Below are 17,817 nucleotides of genomic sequence, written 5' to 3' on the forward strand. Positions count from 1 at the left end.
TGCGGAGAACCGCAGCGTCAGTGCAATCAGAACCACAGCTTCCTAGCCGTAGCGACCGGTGATGTAGTCTTCGGTCTGCTTCTTCGCCGGATTGGTGAACAGGGTGTCGGTATCGCCGAACTCCACCAGCTTGCCCATGTACATGAACGCGGTGTAGTCGGAAACCCGCGCCGCCTGTTGCATGTTGTGGGTCACGATAACGATGGTGAACTTGGACTTGAGCTCGTAGATCAGTTCTTCGACTTTCAGCGTCGAGATCGGGTCGAGTGCCGAGCACGGTTCGTCGAGCAGCAGCACTTCCGGTTCCACGGCGATGGTGCGCGCGATCACCAGGCGTTGCTGCTGGCCGCCGGACAGGCCGAGTGCCGACTCATGCAGGCGGTCCTTGACCTCGTCCCACAGCGCCGCGCCTTTAAGGGCCCACTCAACCGCTTCGTCGAGGATGCGCTTCTTGTTGATGCCCTGGATGCGCAGGCCGTAGACCACGTTTTCGTAGATGGTCTTGGGGAACGGGTTAGGCTTCTGGAACACCATGCCCACACGGCGACGCAGTTCGGCCACGTCTTCGCCCTTGCGGTAGATGTTGGTGCCGTAGAGGTTGATGGCCCCGTCTACGCGGCAACCGTCCACCAGATCGTTCATGCGGTTGAAGGTACGCAGCAGCGTGGACTTGCCACAGCCCGACGGGCCGATAAAGGCGGTCACGCGCTGCTTGGGGATGTTCATGCTGACGTCGAACAGTGCCTGCTTGTCACCGTAGTACAGGCTCAGGCCCGGTACTTCGATGGCCACGGTTTCCTGGGCCAGGCTCAGGCTCTGTTTGTCGCGACCCAGGGCAGACATGTTGATGCCGTGGGAATGGGTGTCGTGTTGCATGGGATGCTCCCTGTGCTGTTGTGTGGGAGGGGGCTTGCCCCCGATAGCGGTGCATCAGGAACATGTGTGCTGGCTGGCACACCGCAATCGGGAGCAAGCCCCCTCCCACAAATAAGTCCGCGTTCAATTCAGATCAGCTGTCCAACGCCTTGTACTTCTCGCGCAGGTGGTTACGAATCCACACCGCCGACAGGTTGAGCGTGGCGATCACCAGCACCAGCAGCAAGGCGGTGGCGTACACCAGCGGCCGTGCGGCCTCGACGTTAGGGCTCTGGAAACCGACGTCATAAATATGGAAGCCCAGGTGCATGATCTTCTGGTCCAGGTGCAGGTACGGGTAGTTGCCGTCCAGCGGCAGCGAAGGGGCGAGTTTCACCACGCCGACCAGCATCAGCGGCGCCACTTCACCGGCGGCGCGGGCCACGGCGAGGATCATGCCGGTCATCATCGCCGGGCTGGCCATCGGCAGCACGATCTTCCACAGCGTCTCCGCCTTGGTCGCGCCCAGCGCCAGGGAGCCTTCACGCACCGTACGCGGAATCCGTGCCAGGCCTTCTTCGGTGGCCACGATCACCACCGGTACCGCCAGCAGCGCCAGGGTCAGCGAGGCCCAGAGCAGGCCCGGTGTACCGAAGGTCGGTGCCGGCAGCGCTTCGGCGAAGAACAGACGGTCGACCGAGCCACCCAATACATACACGAAGAAACCCAGGCCGAACACGCCGTAGACGATGGCCGGTACACCCGCCAGGTTGTTCACGGCGATGCGGATGATGCGGGTCAGGGTGTTCTGCTTGGCGTATTCACGCAGGTACACCGCCGCCAGCACGCCGAACGGGGTCACGATCATCGCCATGATCAGGGTCATCATCACGGTGCCGAAGATCGCCGGGAAGATCCCGCCTTCGGTGTTGGCTTCCCGAGGGTCATCACTGAGGAATTCCCACACCTTGCTGACATAGAAACCGATCTTGGTCACGGTCCCCATGGCGTTCGGCTGGTAGGCGTGCACCACCTTGCCGATGCCGATTTCAATTTCCTTGCCGTTGCCATCGCGAGCGGTCAAGGCGTCACGGTTGAACTGGGCGTGCAGGTCGGCCAGGCGCGCTTCGATGTCCTGGTAGCGAGCGTTCAGCTCGGCGCGGTCGGCATCCATGTCGGCCTGGGCGGCCGCGTCGAGCTTGCCTTCCAGCTCCAGTTTGCGGCCATGCAGGCGGATGCGCTCGAGGCCGGCGTTGATCGCGCCGATGTCGGACTTCTCCAGGGTCTTGAGCTGGGCCGCCAGCTTGTTCACGCGGTCCACGCGGGCTTGCAGCTCCGGCCACGCGGCCTCGCCTTCAGCGATGACCTTGCCATCCTGCTTGACGTTGACCAGGGTGCCGTAGAAGTTGCCCCACTCACGACGCTCGATGGTCATCAGGTTCTTCGGCGTGCTCTGGTCCTTCAACCACTCGCCGACGATCCAGGTGAAGTCGTTGCCGTTCAGGTCGCGGTTGCCGACCTTGATCAGCTCGCGGGTCATGAATTCAGGGCCCGCATCGGGCACCGGCAGGCCCGCGCTTTTCAGGCGCTCGCGCGGCACTTCTTCTTTCTGCACCACTTCGCCGATGACGATATGGTTTTCCTGGCCCGGCACGTTGTAGTTGGCCTGGATCAGGTCGGCCGGCCAGAAGTGGCCCAGGCCACGCACGGCAATCACGGCCAGCAAACCAATGGTCATGATGACCGCGATGGACACCGCGCCACCGCTGATCCAGACGCCGGGAGCGCCGCTCTTGAACCATCCATTCAGGGAGTTCTGTTTCACAGACTTCTACCTTTCTTAAAGCGACGAGTATTTCTTGCGCAGACGCTGACGAATCAGCTCGGCGAGGGTGTTCATGATGAAGGTGAACAGCAGCAGCACCAGCGCCGAGAGGAACAGCACGCGGTAGTGACTGCCGCCGACTTCCGACTCGGGCATTTCCACCGCGACGTTGGCCGCCAGGGTACGCAGGCCTTCGAACAGGTTCATCTCCATCACCGGCGTGTTACCGGTGGCCATCAGCACGATCATGGTCTCGCCCACGGCGCGGCCCATGCCGATCATCAGCGCCGAGAAGATGCCCGGGCTGGCGGTCAGGATCACCACGCGGGTCATGGTCTGCCACGGCGTGGCGCCCAGGGCCAGGGAGCCCAGGGTCAGGCCGCGCGGTACGCTGAACACGGCGTCTTCGGCGATGGAGTAGATGTTCGGGATCACCGCAAAACCCATGGCCAGGCCGACCACCAGGGCGTTGCGCTGGTCGTAGGTAATGCCCAGGTCGTGGGAGATCCACATGCGCATGTCGCCGCCGAAGAACCAGGTTTCCAGGTATGGGCTCATGTACAGCGAGAGCCAGCCCACGAACAGGATCACCGGGATGAGGATCGCGCTTTCCCAACCATCGGGAACCCGCAGGCGGATGGATTCAGGCAGGCGGCTGAAGACAAACCCGGCCACCAGGATGCCAATCGGCAGCAGCATCAGCAGGCTGAAGATCCCCGGTAGATGCCCTTCGACATACGGCGCCAGGAACAGGCCGGCGAAGAAGCCGAGGATCACCGTCGGCATGGCTTCCATCAGTTCGATCACCGGCTTGACCTTGCGGCGCAGGCTCGGGGCCATGAAGTAAGCGGTGTAGATCGCCGCGGCAACCGCCAATGGCGCCGCCAGCAGCATGGCGTAGAACGCCGCCTTCAGGGTACCGAAGGTCAATGGCGCCAGGCTCATCTTGGGTTCGAAGTCGGTGTTGGCGGCGGTCGATTGCCAGACGTACTTAGGTTCGTCGTAGTTTTCGTACCAGACCTTGCTCCACAACGCACTCCAGGACACTTCCGGGTGCGGGTTATCCAGCAGCAGCGGCTGCAGCTTGCCGCCGGCTTCGACGATCACTCGGTTGGCGCGCGGCGACATACCAAACACGCCCTGGCCGTCGACCACCGGATCCACCAGCAGGGTGCGGTGGGCGGTACTGTGGAACACGCCGAACTTGCCGGAAGCGTCGAGGGCGGTGAAGCCTTTGCGCCGCTCTTCGGCGGTGATTTCCACAATGGGCGCGGTGCCCATCTGGAAGGTACGGATCTGCTTGAAGCGCTGCTCGCCATCCGGGTCTCGGGCCATGAACCACTGGGCCAGGCCGCCTTTGGAGTTACCGACGATCAGCGAGATGCCGCCCACCAACTGGGTGCTGGCGGTGACTTCGGCAGTGCCATCTTCCAGTAATTTGTAGCGACCGTTGAGGCTCTTGTCGCGCAGGCTGAACACATCCGCCAGGGCACGCCCGTTGATCACGTACAGCCACTGCTGGCGCGGATCGATGAAGATCGCCTTCACCGGCTCGGTCATTTGCGGCAGTTCGACACGCTTCTGCTCGCTGGTGACTTCACCGGTCATCATGTTTTCTTCGCGGCTCAGGGTCAGCACGTTCAAGTGCGAACCGGCCGAGCCTGCCACCACCAGCGACGAATCGGTGGCGTTGAGGGCAACATGCTCCAACGGGCGGCCGGCATCGTCGAGCACGATCGGCGTTTCACCGTAGGGGTATTCAATCGCAGGCGTGATGGTTTTCTTGCCGTCCGGGTACGACACCTTATAGGTGTGACGGAATACCAGGGACTGGCCATTGGACAAACCGAGGATCACCAGCGGGCTGCCCGGCTGGTCTTCACCGATGGAAGCCACGCTCACGCCGGGCGCAAGCGGCAGGTCGACACGCTTGAGTTCGGCACCGCTCGTGACGTCAAAGAACAGCGCCTGGCCCTTGTCGGAAACCCGCATGGCGACCTGGTTCTGCTCTTCCAGGGAGATCAACAATGGCTTGCCGGCGTCCTGCATCCAGGCGGGCGTCAGTGCGTCTTCCTTGGTCAGCGAGGCGCCTTGGAACAGTGGCGCGACCACGTAGGCGAGGAAAAAGAAGATCAGGGTGATCGCCCCCAGAACGGCGAGGCCGCCCACCAGCACGTACCAACGGGTCAGGCGATCCTTGAGCGCGCGAATACGGCGCTTGCGTTGCAGCTCAGGCGTATTGAAATCAATGCGCTTGGGGGGAGAAGTTGTCGTCATGGTGGAATTGGCCAGATCATTCATGCGCACACCCTAGCGATCCTGTATGACAGAAAGATGACAGTGCAGTGACGCAACAAATCCGCCGCGAAGCAGGGCTGGCAGCGGACTAGAAAATTCGGATGCGGGGCCGGTATCCCGGCCCCGCAGAGGCAATCAGTTGCCTTCTTTCAGACCCAGGTCAGCCAGGGCCTTGGCGGCAACCTTGGCTGGCAGTGGGATGTAGCCGTCCTTGACGACAACTTCCTGGCCCTGTTTGGACAGAACCAGTTTCACGAACTCGGCTTCCAGCGGGGCCAGAGGCTTGTTCGGGGCTTTGTTGACGTAAACGTAGAGGAAACGCGACAGCGGGTATTTGCCGTTCAGGGCGTTTTCTTCGCTGTCTTCGATGAAGTCAGTGCTGCCTTTCTTGGCCAGGGCCACGGTCTTCACACTGGCGGTCTTGTAGCCGATGCCCGAGTAACCGATGCCGTTCAGCGAAGAGCTGATCGACTGCACGACCGAAGCCGAGCCGGGTTGTTCGTTCACGTTAGGCTTGTAGTCGCCTTTGCACAGGGCTTCTTCCTTGAAGTAGCCGTAGGTGCCGGATACCGAGTTACGGCCGAACAGTTGCACTGGCTTGTTGGCCAGGTCGCCGGTCACACCCAGGTCACCCCAGGTTTTCACATCGGCTTTGCCACCGCACAGGCGAGTCGAGGAGAAGATCGCGTCGACTTGTTCCATGGTCAGGTGCTGGATCGGGTTGTCCTTGTGCACGAACACGGCCAGGGCATCCACGGCAACCGGGATCGCGGTTGGCTTGTAGCCGTACTTCTGCTCGAAGGCCGCCAGTTCGGTGTCCTTCATCTTGCGGCTCATCGGGCCCAAGTTGGAGGTGCCTTCAGTCAGCGCAGGTGGCGCGGTGGCGGAGCCGGCAGCTTGAATCTGGATGTTGACGTTCGGGTATTCCTTTTTGTAACCCTCGGCCCACAGGGTCATCAGGTTGGCCAGGGTATCGGAACCGACGCTGGACAAGTTGCCCGACACACCAGTGGTCTTGACGTAAGCCGGGATTGCCGGATCAACACCTGCGGCCACCGCGTTGGCGGTCGCAACGCCAGCAGCGACAAAAGTCATTGCCGCCATCAAACGTTTCAGTTTCATGCCTTGCTCCTAGCAGATAGGGATAGTTGGATCGGGGCCAAGTATCGAGAGGCCGTGTGAACACTCTATGTCTGAAATATGACAATTGGATGAAAGGCCAGCATTGGAGATCACACAACAAAAGGAGAGAAGGTCGGGACGTACGAGGAGGTTAGAGCGACTAAGCGACTTCTTGGAAACAAGCTGTAATTGTTATAAAACGCAAGACATGTGGCGAGGGAGCTTACTCCCTCGCCACATGGTTACCGGTAAAAGCGCTAAACGGGGTTACCGCCCGCGCTTCCACAGATACCCACCCACCACCATCCCCATCACGCACAGGACAGCCACGTAGTAAGCCGGGCCCATCGGGCTTTCCTTCATCAGCAGCGACACCGCCAGCGGCGTCAGCCCGCCGAACACGGCGTAGGCCACGTTGTAGGAAAACGACAGGCCACTGAAGCGCACCACGGGCGGGAAGGCTTTCACCATCACGTAAGGCACCACGCCAATGGTGCCGACGAACAGGCCGGTCAAGGCGTACAGCGGGAACAGCCAGTCCGGGTGGGTCATGAGGCTGTGGTACAGCGTCCAGGAGGTCGCCAGCAGCAAGGCGCAACCGCTTACCAGTACACGCCCGGCACCAAAACGGTCAGCCAGGGCGCCGGAGGCAATGCAGCCAAGGCTCAACGTCACGATGGCCAGGCTATTGGCTTGCAGTGCAACGGTCGGGCTGAAGTGGTAGATGGTCTGCAGCACGGTCGGGGTCATCAGGATGACCACCACGACGCCGGCCGACAGTAGCCAGGTCAGCAGCATCGACAACACGATGGCGCCGCGGTGGTCACGTAATACGGCACGCAATGGCAGCTCGGCGGCCAGGGTCTTGCGTTGCTGCATCTCGGCGAAGATCGGCGTTTCATGCAGCCAGCGGCGCAGGTACACCGACAGCAGGCCGAACACGCCACCGAGCAGGAACGGAATGCGCCAGGCGTAATCCGAGACCTGCTCAGGGCTGTAAATAGTGTTGATGGCAGTGGCCACCAGCGAGCCCAGCAGGATCCCGGCGGTCAGGCCGCTGGTCAGGGTGCCGCAGGCGTAGCCGATATGGCGCGGCGGTACGTGCTCGGAGACGAACACCCAGGCGCCGGGGACTTCACCGCCAATCGCTGCGCCCTGGATGATGCGCATCAACAGCAACAGGACCGGTGCCCACAGGCCGATCTGCGCGTAGGTCGGCAGCAGGCCCATGATCAGGGTCGGCACGGCCATCATGAAGATGCTCAGGGTGAACATTTTCTTGCGGCCCAGCAGGTCACCGAAGTGCGCCATGATGATGCCACCCAGCGGGCGTGCCAGGTAACCGGCGGCAAAGATGCCGAAGGTCTGCATCATGCGCAGCCATTCGGGCATATCGACAGGGAAGAACAGTTTTCCGACCACGGTGGCGAAAAACACGAAAATGATGAAGTCATAAAACTCCAGCGCCCCGCCCAAGGCAGACAGCGACAGGGTTTTGTAGTCGTTGCGGGTCAGCGGGCGCGACGGTTGCGCACTGCTTGCAGGCACGGAGGACATGGCAAGGCTTCTCTTATAGTAGTCAGCTTGGTAAGGACGACACGCCCGGGACCGGCGGCGGTCTGGCAAGATAGCAAATCGCTTGTAAAAGCACAGCGCCAGGAGAACAGTTGCGCGCAAAAGCCGCGATACAGCAGCTATTTACCGACCAAATGAGCGCCGGGAGGTCGTCGTGGCGCCAGGGTCTCGATATACTCGGCCCTTGCAAGCGCAAGAACCCCAGGCTTGAGGGGCTGCTGCGCCAAAACGTCGTTGGGTGCCATCCAGCCGATTTGGCAGAGTTTCCCTTTAGTACGCCTTACGAGAAACGTATCGAACGGAGTATGTTTGTGCTGAAACGTTTTTCTAACAGTCGGCTATCCACCTTGCTCCACCTATAAAAGCGTCACGGGTCAGAGGCCCCCCGGCATGATCGAACTCGAACAAGAAGATCCTATCCCGCAAGGCGATCTCGCCCTGCAAATCACCGCGCTCCCGCGTGAAACCAACGGTTTTGGCGATATTTTCGGCGGCTGGCTGGTCGCGCAGATGGACCTCGCCGGTACCGCCATGGCCAGCAAGGTCGCAGGCGGGCGTGTGGCCACCGTGGCCATTGACCGCATGGCGTTCCTGGTGCCGGTGGCCGTGGGCGCGCAACTGTCCTTCTATACCCAGGCCCTGGAAATCGGCCGCAGCTCGATCCAGATGATGGTCGAAGTGTGGAGCGACGACCCGCTGTCCAGCGAATGGCGCAAGGTCACCGAGGCGGTGTTTGTATTTGTCGCTATCGATGGCAGCGGCCGCACACGCTCGGTGCCATCGCGCGCGCGTTAAACCTCGCGGGGTTTTGACGGTCAATTGCCCCATTGCCTGCCATTGAGAGTGCCTGCTATGCCTACGCCCCACGTTGAGACCGTGAAAGTCGACGAACTGGACTGCTGGCGCATCCGCCACAACGGCGCCGAACTGATGATTGCCCAGCAGGGCGCGCATCTCTTCAGTTACGGCCGCGAAGGCGAGCAGCCGCTGATCTGGCCGAATCCTGAAGCGGTGTTCAAGAAGGGCAAGGGCATTCGTACCGGCGTACCGGTGTGCTGGCCCTGGTTTGGGGTGTTCGACCGCAACCCGTCCAGCGTAAAGGCGATGCGCCGAAGTGATCAGCCTGCGGGCGCTCACGGTTTCGTGCGTACCGCGACCTGGGCATTGGCCGGCACCTCCCTTGAAGGTGAAACGCTACGGGTGGACCTGCAACTACCGGTTCCTGCAGGCGGCTTCCCCGGCTGGCCCCATCAGGTCGACCTGAGCCTGAGCCTGCTGCTGGACGATCAACTGCACATCCGCCTGACCAGCCACAACCGTGGCGACGGCACTGTCACGCTCAGCCAGGCGCTGCACACCTACTTCGCCGTGAGCGACGTACGCAACGTGCAGATCGAAGGCCTGGACGGCTCGGTATACATCGATACCGCCGATGGCTGGAGCGAGAAAACCCAGTCCGGCCTGCTGCACTTCACTGCCGAGACCGACCGCATCTACCTCGATACGCCCCCGTCGCTGAGCATCCTCGATCAGGACTGGCAGCGTCGCATCCAGCTCACCAGCCAAGGCTCGAAATCCACCGTGATCTGGAATCCCTGGACCGAACGCGCCAAGGCTTTCGACGACATGGCCGATGATGGCTGGCAGGGCATGCTGTGCATCGAGACGGCGAATGTGCTGGATGATGTGGTGACGCTGGCGCCGGGTGAAAGCCACACGCTGGGTGTGAGCATCACCGGTGTTACCCGGTAGATGGAGTTCCAAATGTGGGAGGGGGCTTGCCCCCTCCCACATTGGGTTCAGCGGAAGCTTATAGATCGGATTCCTTTACGACCCGCACCTTGCCCGCATCCAGCGCATAGGCGGCGTCGGCCAAATCGTTATTCACCGTCTCCACCTTCAACGTGCCGGTCACCCACAGCGGCGTGTAGATATCATCCAGCTTCAAACCCTTGGGATAACGCACCAGCACCAACTGGTTAGGCGGCGGTGGCGGCACGTGGATGCAGGCGCCCGGGTATGGCACCAGGAAGAACAGGGTGCTGCGCCCCTTGGCGTCGGTTTCCAGAGGCACCGGGTAGCCGCCGATCCGGATGTTCTTGCCGTTCATGGCGGCCACGGTCTTGGTCGAATACATCACCGCCGGCAAGCCTTTGCTCTGCTTCAGGCCACCTTTGTCGGTGAACGTGCCTTGGGCTTCGGGGGAGTTGTGATCGATCTCGGGCATGGCCTCGAGGGCCTTCTGGTCCGACAGCGGCATCAGGTCGAGCCAGTCGGTTTCCGGCAATTCACCGGCATGGGCCAGGCCAGAGCCCAGCAGAAGGAGAGTCAACAGGAGACGGCGCATGGAGAGGCTCGGCAAGTACAAGTGGCGAGCATTCTAGCCCTCTGCGCCTGCGCAGCGCAGAGGACTTTGTCGGCTGATTACTTCTTTTTGATCAGGCCGTAGATCACCAGCAACACAATGGCGCCGACCAGTGCGCCGATAAAGCCTGCGCCTTGGCCCGCCTGGTAGATGCCCAGCGCCTGGCCACCGTAGGTCGCGGCCAGGGAGCCAGCGATACCCAGCAGGATGGTCATGATCCAGCCCATGCTGTCGTCGCCGGGCTTGAGGAAACGCGCCAGCAGGCCGACGATCAAGCCGATAAAGATGGTTCCGATGATACCCATGGCATTTCCCTCTGAATGAAGTGAGCTATGCCAAAGCCTAGACAGGCTTTGGCATCCTGCAATCAGAGGACGGCGATAACCGAATGGTTCCCGCCGATCCCCGGGTTATTGCTCGGCGATCAGCGCTTCGACCTTGAGGATCTGCGCTTGCAGCGTTGCGCGGTCCTTGCAGCGCAGGTTGGCGTGGCCGACCTTGCGCCCGGCCTTGAAGGCCTTGCCGTAGTGATGCAGATGGCAGTCTTCGATGGCGATCACGCGCTCCACCGGCGGTACCACGCCGATAAAGTTGAGCATCGCGCTCTCACCGACCTTGGCCGTGGAGCCCAATGGCAAGCCCGCCACCGCCCGCAGGTGGTTTTCGAACTGGCTGCACTCGGCGCCTTCGGTTGTCCAGTGCCCGGAGTTATGCACACGCGGGGCGATTTCGTTGGCCTTGAGGCCGCCGTCGACTTCAAAGAACTCGAACGCCATCACACCGACGTAATCCAGCTGCTTGAGCACGCGGCTGGAATAGTCTTCGGCCAGGGCCTGCAACGGGTGATCGGTGCTGGCCACGGACAGCTTGAGGATGCCGCTGTCGTGGGTGTTGTGCACCAACGGGTAGAAGCGGGTCTCACCATCCCGGGCGCGTACGGCGATCAACGAGACTTCGCCGGTGAACGGCACGAAGCCTTCCAGCAGGCAGGCCACGCTGCCCAGTTCGGCGAAGGTGCCGACCACATCGGCGGCGGTACGCAGGACTTTCTGGCCCTTGCCGTCGTAGCCAAGGGTGCGGGTTTTCAGCACGGCCGGCAGGCCGATGCTGGCGACGGCAGCGTCCAGGTCCGCCTGGGACTGGATATCGGCGAAGGCTGGGGTCGGAATGCCCAGGTCCTTGAACATGCTTTTCTCGAACCAGCGGTCACGGGCAATGCGCAAGGCTTCGGCGCTCGGGTACACCGGTACGAACTGTGACAGGAAGGCCACGGTTTCGGCCGGGACGCTTTCAAACTCGAACGTCACCAGGTCGACTTCGTCGGCCAGTTGGCGCAGGTGGTCCGGGTCGCTGTAGTCAGCGCGCAGGTGTTCACCCAAGGCTGCCGCACAGGCGTCCGGCGCCGGGTCCAGGAAAGCGAAGTTCATCCCCAGCGGGGTGCCCGCCAAGGCCAGCATACGGCCCAGTTGGCCGCCACCGATTACACCGATTTTCATCGTCAACACCCTCAGGCGATACGTGGGTCTGGATTGTCCAGCACGCTGTCTGTCTGCTCGGCACGGAATTTCTTCAGCACCGCGTGGAACTGCGGGTGCTTGGCGCCCAGGATACTGGCGGACAGCAGGGCGGCGTTGATCGCACCGGCCTTGCCGATCGCCAGGGTGGCCACCGGGATACCGGCCGGCATCTGCACGATGGACAACAGCGAATCCACGCCTGAGAGCATTGCCGACTGCACCGGTACGCCAAGCACCGGCAGGTGGGTCTTGGCCGCACACATGCCCGGCAGGTGTGCGGCACCGCCGGCACCGGCGATGATCACCTCGATGCCACGGGATTCTGCTTCATCGGCATACTGGAACAGCAAATCCGGGGTGCGGTGGGCAGAGACCACTTTCACTTCATACGGAATGCCGAGTTTTTCCAGCATATCGGCGGTGTGGCTAAGGGTGGACCAATCGGACTTGGAGCCCATGATCACGCCAACCAATGCACTCATCGTCGTGCCTCTTCTCTCTGGGCGCCCGCAGGCGCGTCAAAAAACAACAAGCCACGCGGGAAATCCGGCGTGGCTTGTTGTACGAAATGTGGCCGGTTGGACCGGCCGAAGGCCGCGCAGTATACCGTAATAATCCAGATAAACAGCCCCTGGGATGACCATCTGTCTAGCGGGGCAAAGTGGCGGTTTTATTGACTTTCAAGTCAGCGAAATCACCACAAGCCCCCTCCCCCATTTGCCCTGCATTCGGCCCGAGATTGGCTCAGGCATTCTGCGCCGCGCCACCTTCCAACTTGCGCCACAACAACCGCACATTCGCCTTTCGCACCAGCGCGCAGCGATACAGACGAATTTCCAGCGGCACATGCCATTGCGGCCCGCCGCAGACCACCAATTCACCGCGGGCCAGTTCGGCACGCACGCTCAGTTGCGGCACCCAGGCGATGCCCAGGCCTTCCAGGGCCATGCTTTTGAGACTGTCGGCCATGGCGGTTTCGTACACCGTGGTAAAACGCAGTGCGCGCTGGCGCAGCAACAGGTGCACCGAACGGCCGAGGAACGCGCCGGCGCTGTAGGCCAGCAATGGCACACTGCCCTCGCCTTCAAGGTCGAACAGTGGTTTGCCGTCGGCGTCGGCCGCGCATACCGGGAGCATTTCGGTGTTGCCCAGGTGCAGTGAGGGGAAGATTTCGGCGTCCATTTGCATCGCCGCATCCGGGTCGTAGAACGCCAGCATCAGGTCGCAGCCGCCTTCACGCAGGGCATGCACCGCATCGCCGACGTTGGTGGCCACCAGCCGCGTGGCGATGTTCAAGCCTTCGTTGCGCAGTTGCGCGATCCAGCGCGGAAAGAAACCCAACGCCAGGGAGTGGGCAGCGGCCACTTGCATGACTTCGCCCTGCCCGCCTTCCAGGTGATGCAAATGGCGCAGCACTTCGCCGAGCTGCTCGACCACGGTACGTGCGGTGACCAGGAACAACTGCCCCGCCGCCGTCAGCTCAACCGGCGTGCGCGAGCGGTTGACCAGGGTCAGGCCCAATGCGGCCTCAAGGCTGCGGATACGTCGGCTGAACGCCGGCTGGGTGACAAAGCGCCGCTCCGCCGCCTGGGAAAAGCTGCGAGTCGCCGCCAGGGCGCTGAAGTCTTCCAGCCATTTGCTCTCAAGGTTCATCACTGCCTCCCACGGGTACGCACCATTTTGGCACACACGCCCGCCATGATAGCCGGGTCACACTCACATTATGCCGTTTATGCATAGGCCAGTGTTTAACAGCATTGGCCCAAAATTTCCTACAGGCCTAGCATTCGCAGCGTTCCGGCCTGTTCCGGGTCCATATCGAGATGATTTCCGTCATGTCCTCCGCTGCATCATTCCGCACAGAAAAAGACCTGCTTGGCGTACTCGAAGTACCTGCCCAAGCGTATTACGGCATCCAGACCCTGCGAGCGGTGAATAACTTCCGCCTCTCGGGCGTTCCGATTTCGCATTACCCGAAATTGGTGGTCGGCCTGGCAATGGTCAAGCAAGCGGCGGCTGACGCCAACCGCGAGTTGGGCCAGCTCAGCGAAGCCAAGCACGCTGCCATCAGCGAAGCCTGTGCCCGCCTGATCCGCGGCGATTTCCACGAAGAGTTCGTGGTGGACATGATTCAAGGCGGCGCCGGCACTTCAACCAACATGAATGCCAACGAAGTCATCGCCAACATCGCGTTGGAGGCCATGGGCCACAACAAGGGCGAATACCAGTACCTGCACCCCAACAACGACGTGAACATGGCGCAGTCGACCAACGACGCCTACCCGACCGCGATCCGCCTGGGCCTGCTGTTGGGCCACGACGCGCTGCTGGCCAGTCTCGACAGCCTGATCCAGGCATTCGCCGCCAAGGGCGTCGAATTCAGCCACGTGCTGAAAATGGGCCGCACCCAATTGCAGGACGCCGTGCCGATGACCCTCGGCCAGGAATTCCGCGCCTTCGCCACCACACTCGGTGAAGACCTGGCCCGCCTGAAAACCCTGGCGCCAGAGCTGCTCACCGAAGTGAACCTGGGCGGCACCGCCATCGGTACCGGCATCAACGCCGACCCGCGCTACCAGGCCCTGGCCGTACAACGCCTGGCCGTTATCAGCGGCCAGCCAGTGGTCCCGGCTGCCGACCTGATCGAAGCCACCTCCGACATGGGCGCCTTCGTACTGTTCTCCGGGATGCTCAAGCGTACCGCGGTGAAACTGTCGAAGATCTGCAACGACCTGCGCCTGCTGTCCAGCGGCCCACGCACCGGCATCAACGAGATCAACCTGCCGGCGCGCCAGCCAGGCAGCTCGATCATGCCCGGCAAGGTCAACCCGGTGATCCCGGAAGCGGTCAACCAAGTCGCGTTCCAAGTCATCGGCAACGACCTGGCCCTGACCATGGCGGCCGAAGGCGGCCAGCTGCAACTGAACGTGATGGAGCCGCTGATCGCTTTCAAGATCTTCGACTCGATCCGCCTGCTGCAACGCGCCATGGACATGCTGCGCGAGCACTGCATCGTCGGCATCACCGCCAACGAAGCCCGCTGCCGCGAACTGGTGGAACATTCCATCGGCCTGGTCACCGCGCTGAACCCGTACATCGGCTATGAAAACGCCACCCGCATTGCGCGTATCGCCCTCGAAAGCGGCCGCGGCGTGCTGGAACTGGTGCGCGAAGAAGGCTTGCTCGACGACGCCATGCTCGACGACATCCTGCGCCCCGAAAACATGATTGCCCCACGCCTGGTCCCGTTGAAGGCCTAAGCGTTTGTTGCACCGCTCACCAGGTTGAGGGACTAGACACCTCTCACCTTTTGAGGGCCTGAAGGCTCGTTCTTCAGGCCCTTTTTTTTGCCTCAAGGTTGTGAAATGACGCCCATAAAAAATCCAATATCGCCCTGCAAACCCTCCTTGCCTGTAACAGCTTGGCTGAAACCTTTAATCAGCCCGAGCAGACGGATCACGTTCGCCTAGGTATAGTGCCGCCCCTCTTCGCGTCTGCGGCCGTCGGTAACAAGCCCGGATACACGCGATAGCGCATGAATAACAACACCCGCAAAAGGATTGGGGTCGAACCGTCGCGCACTGCCTGGTGCTATGCGAGGGGTAGGACCGTCCTGCGTTTGCCATTAGAAAAATCAGCGAGGAACACTCCATGCTCGAAGTCATCAACGACTTCCTCTCAGGGAAAGTACTGATCGTGCTCATTGTCGGGCTCGGCGGTTATTTCACGATCCGCTCGCGTTTCGTTCAATTGCGTCACTTTTTCCACATGTTTTCGGTGTTTCGCGACAGCCTGAAAAACAGCTCCGACCAACTCAGCTCGTTCCAGGCGCTGATGCTCAGCCTGGCCGGGCGTGTCGGTGCCGGTAACATCGCGGGTGTCGGCATTGCCGTGACCCTGGGCGGCCCGGGTGCCGTGTTCTGGATGTGGGTTACCGCGCTGGTGGGCATGTCTTCGAGCTTTATCGAGTGCTCCCTCGGCCAGTTGTACAAGCGCACTGACGCGGAAGGCACCTACCGTGGCGGCCCGGCCTATTACATCCAGCACGGCCTGCACAAGCGCTGGCTGGGGATGGTCATGGCGTTCCTGCTGCTGGTGACCTTCGGCTTTGCCTTCAACGGCCTGCAAGCCCACGCCGTGACCCACTCGCTGAATAACGCGTTTGGCCTGGACACCACCTACACCGGCCTGGCCCTGGCGGTATTGCTGGGCCTGGTGTTCATCGGCGGGATCAAGCGCATCGCCTCGATCGCCGACCTGCTGGTACCGGTCAAGACCCTGGTCTACATCGCCGTGACCCTGTACGTGATCGTGCTGCAATTCGACCACGTACCGGCCATGCTCGCGACCATCGTCAAAAGCGCCTTCGGCCTCGACCAAGCCTTCGGCGGCCTGGTGGGCAGTGCAATCATCATGGGTGTGAAACGCGGCGTGTTCGCCAACGAAGCCGGCTTGGGCAGTGCGCCTAACGTGGCCGCGGTCGCTTCGGTAGAACACCCGATCGCCCAGGGCGTGGTCCAGGCGTTCAGCGTGTTCCTCGACACCTTCGTGATCTGCACCTGCACCGCGTTGCTGATCCTGCTCTCCGGTTTCTACACCCCGGGCTTCGAAGGCGACGGCATTGCCCTGACCCAGAACTCCCTGGCCGCTGTAGTGGGTGACTGGGGCCGCATGTTTATCTCGGTGGCCCTGGCGTTGTTCGTGTTTACCTCGATCATGTACAACTACTACCTTGGCGAGAGCAACCTGCGCTTCCTGGTGGGCAACAACCGCAAGGTACTGATGGGGTATCGCGCGCTGGTGCTGGTGCTGATTTTCTGGGGTTCGATCGAGAACCTGAGCACCGTGTTCGCCTTCGCCGACATCACCATGACCATGCTGGCCTTCGTGAACCTGTTCGCCCTGGCGTTCCTGTTCAAGATCGCCATGCGCATCCTGAACGACTACGACAACCAGCGCGCGGCAGGCATCAAGACCCCGGTGTTCGACTCCAGCCAGTTCCCTGACCTGGACCTGGACCGCAAGGCCTGGCCGGCCAACCCGGCAAAACCGGACGTTGCCGCATCGGCAGAACTGAACGCTCAAGTGCAACGCTGAGCGTAGACAGATGACACGCCGCCCGGCCTTGGGCATGCTCTGGGCCCGGCGGCGTTTTTCGTTCAGGAGAATCTTCGATGTCCCCAGCCAATAACCTCATGGTGCTCTACACCGGTGGCACCATCGGCATGCAGGCCAGCGCCAATGGCCTGGCGCCCGCATCCGGTTTTGAAGCGCGCATGCGCGAACAGCTCGCCAACGTGTCGGTACCCGCCTGGCGCTTCCGGGAAATGTCCCCGCTCATCGACAGCGCCAACATGACCCCCGCCTACTGGCAGCGCCTGCGCACCGCCGTGATCGAGGCCGTGGATGACGGTTGCGATGCCGTGCTGATCCTGCACGGCACCGACACCCTGGCCTACAGCGCGGCGGCGATGAGCTTCCAGCTGTTGGGCTTGCCGACGCCGGTGGTGTTTACCGGCTCGATGTTGCCTGCCGGCGTACCCGACAGCGATGCCTGGGAAAACGTCAGCGGAGCCCTGCTGGCGTTGGGCAAGGGCCTGGCACCCGGCGTGCACCTGTACTTCCACGGCGCGCTGATGGCCCCGACTCGCTGCGCGAAGATCCGCAGCTTTGGTCGCCATCCGTTCGCCGCGCTGCAGCGCAACGGCGGTGTGGCCCAGGCCGAAGCGCTGCCCGCCGCGCTGGATTACCGCCAACCGAAGGCCCTGGCCAATGTCGGTGTATTGCCGTTGGTACCGGGCATCGCCGCAGCACCATTGGACGCATTGCTCGGCAGCGGCATCCAGGCACTGGTGCTGGAATGCTTCGGCAGCGGCACCGGGCCCAGCGACAACCCTGAGTTTCTTGCCAGCCTCCAGCGCGCCGAAGAAAACGGCATCGTGGTCGTGGCAATCACCCAATGCCATGAAGGCGGCGTGGAACTGGATGTGTATGAAGCCGGCAGCCGCCTGCGCAGCGTGGGCGTGTTGTCAGGTGGCGGCATGACCCGTGAAGCGGTATTCGGCAAGCTCAACGCGTTGCTCGGGGCCGGGCTATCCATCGCCGAAGTCCGGCGACTGGTAGAGCTGGACCTGTGCGGCGAACTGAGCTGACCCCACCGCCGCACTGTAGATAGTCACCCCCTTCCCTGGCTGGCCGGCCCCTAGGATGGAACACCCGAGCGAACACCTCGGGCCGTTCCCATCAACCGGCAAGACAGG

15 protein-coding genes are annotated in these 17,817 nt (G+C 62.0%); 5 read left to right on the forward strand and 10 right to left on the reverse strand.

The annotated features are described in order from the left end of the window. Positions 1 to 42: 42 nt before the first annotated feature. The 5 genes from pstB to NIBR502773_RS14835 all read right to left on the reverse strand — a co-directional run bounded on the left by pstB (position 43) and on the right by NIBR502773_RS14835 (position 7,657). Positions 43 to 876, reverse strand: a complete 834-nt coding sequence (pstB, locus tag NIBR502773_RS14815; protein ID WP_027608247.1) for a phosphate ABC transporter ATP-binding protein PstB — start codon at positions 874 to 876, stop codon at positions 43 to 45. A 133-nt stretch (positions 877 to 1,009) separates the two neighbouring features. After that, on the reverse strand, positions 1,010 to 2,680 hold the full coding sequence (gene pstA / locus NIBR502773_RS14820) for a phosphate ABC transporter permease PstA (RefSeq protein ID WP_065926747.1): 1,671 nt from the start codon (positions 2,678 to 2,680) through the stop codon (positions 1,010 to 1,012). A gap of 15 nt (positions 2,681 to 2,695) precedes the next feature. After that, positions 2,696 to 4,729, reverse strand: coding sequence for an ABC transporter permease subunit (locus NIBR502773_RS14825; protein WP_174562752.1), 2,034 nt, complete (start codon positions 4,727 to 4,729; stop codon positions 2,696 to 2,698). A 384-nt stretch (positions 4,730 to 5,113) separates the two neighbouring features. Then, complete coding sequence (locus NIBR502773_RS14830) at positions 5,114 to 6,100, reverse strand: phosphate ABC transporter substrate-binding protein PstS (RefSeq protein WP_016978637.1); 987 nt, start codon at positions 6,098 to 6,100, stop codon at positions 5,114 to 5,116. 267 nt (positions 6,101 to 6,367) lie between these two features. Continuing rightward, on the reverse strand, positions 6,368 to 7,657 hold the full coding sequence (locus tag NIBR502773_RS14835) for an MFS transporter (protein WP_027608244.1): 1,290 nt from the start codon (positions 7,655 to 7,657) through the stop codon (positions 6,368 to 6,370). A 408-nt stretch (positions 7,658 to 8,065) separates the two neighbouring features. Here NIBR502773_RS14835 and NIBR502773_RS14840 point away from each other — a divergent pair, with 408 nt between their 5' ends. Together NIBR502773_RS14840 and NIBR502773_RS14845 are read left to right on the forward strand one after the other, a co-directional pair. Beyond that, entirely contained in the window at positions 8,066 to 8,470 is a 405-nt protein-coding gene (locus tag NIBR502773_RS14840; RefSeq protein WP_003176975.1) for an acyl-CoA thioesterase, read from the forward strand. 57 nt (positions 8,471 to 8,527) lie between these two features. After that, positions 8,528 to 9,427 (forward strand): D-hexose-6-phosphate mutarotase, encoded by a 900-nt coding sequence (locus NIBR502773_RS14845; RefSeq protein ID WP_141156326.1) that lies wholly within the window; start codon positions 8,528 to 8,530, stop codon positions 9,425 to 9,427. A 58-nt stretch (positions 9,428 to 9,485) separates the two neighbouring features. Here NIBR502773_RS14845 and NIBR502773_RS14850 read toward each other — a convergent pair whose 3' ends face one another. From NIBR502773_RS14850 to NIBR502773_RS14870, 5 genes are all read right to left on the reverse strand, one after another. Continuing rightward, positions 9,486 to 10,022, reverse strand: coding sequence for a DUF3299 domain-containing protein (locus NIBR502773_RS14850; protein ID WP_065937956.1), 537 nt, complete (start codon positions 10,020 to 10,022; stop codon positions 9,486 to 9,488). A 77-nt stretch (positions 10,023 to 10,099) separates the two neighbouring features. Further along, positions 10,100 to 10,345 (reverse strand): GlsB/YeaQ/YmgE family stress response membrane protein, encoded by a 246-nt coding sequence (locus tag NIBR502773_RS14855; RefSeq protein ID WP_005792540.1) that lies wholly within the window; start codon positions 10,343 to 10,345, stop codon positions 10,100 to 10,102. A 105-nt stretch (positions 10,346 to 10,450) separates the two neighbouring features. Next, the gene (locus NIBR502773_RS14860) at positions 10,451 to 11,536 is read right to left on the reverse strand and encodes a 5-(carboxyamino)imidazole ribonucleotide synthase (RefSeq protein ID WP_027608240.1); all 1,086 of its coding nucleotides are present in this window, start codon (positions 11,534 to 11,536) and stop codon (positions 10,451 to 10,453) included. Positions 11,537 to 11,547: 11 nt separating this feature from the next. After that, positions 11,548 to 12,039 (reverse strand): 5-(carboxyamino)imidazole ribonucleotide mutase, encoded by a 492-nt coding sequence (gene purE, locus NIBR502773_RS14865; RefSeq protein ID WP_003176980.1) that lies wholly within the window; start codon positions 12,037 to 12,039, stop codon positions 11,548 to 11,550. A gap of 262 nt (positions 12,040 to 12,301) precedes the next feature. Beyond that, positions 12,302 to 13,210 carry a LysR substrate-binding domain-containing protein gene (locus NIBR502773_RS14870; protein WP_115485444.1) on the reverse strand — a complete coding sequence of 303 codons (909 nt, stop codon included), beginning with the start codon at positions 13,208 to 13,210 and terminating at the stop codon, positions 12,302 to 12,304. A 182-nt stretch (positions 13,211 to 13,392) separates the two neighbouring features. On the opposite strand from NIBR502773_RS14870, the gene aspA reads away from it, so the two are divergent. The 3 genes from aspA to NIBR502773_RS14885 all read left to right on the forward strand — a co-directional run bounded on the left by aspA (position 13,393) and on the right by NIBR502773_RS14885 (position 17,709). Then, complete coding sequence (aspA, locus tag NIBR502773_RS14875) at positions 13,393 to 14,817, forward strand: aspartate ammonia-lyase (protein WP_025854459.1); 1,425 nt, start codon at positions 13,393 to 13,395, stop codon at positions 14,815 to 14,817. A gap of 391 nt (positions 14,818 to 15,208) precedes the next feature. Continuing rightward, positions 15,209 to 16,654: a sodium:alanine symporter family protein gene (locus NIBR502773_RS14880; protein WP_065937955.1), complete on the forward strand. Its 1,446-nt coding sequence runs from the start codon at positions 15,209 to 15,211 to the stop codon at positions 16,652 to 16,654. A 77-nt stretch (positions 16,655 to 16,731) separates the two neighbouring features. Then, positions 16,732 to 17,709 carry an asparaginase gene (locus tag NIBR502773_RS14885; RefSeq protein WP_141156327.1) on the forward strand — a complete coding sequence of 326 codons (978 nt, stop codon included), beginning with the start codon at positions 16,732 to 16,734 and terminating at the stop codon, positions 17,707 to 17,709. Positions 17,710 to 17,817 lie beyond the last annotated feature (108 nt).

The sequence above is a fragment of the Pseudomonas sp. NIBRBAC000502773 genome, assembly GCF_006517195.1.
In the GTDB taxonomy this organism is placed as follows: domain Bacteria; phylum Pseudomonadota; class Gammaproteobacteria; order Pseudomonadales; family Pseudomonadaceae; genus Aquipseudomonas; species Aquipseudomonas marginalis.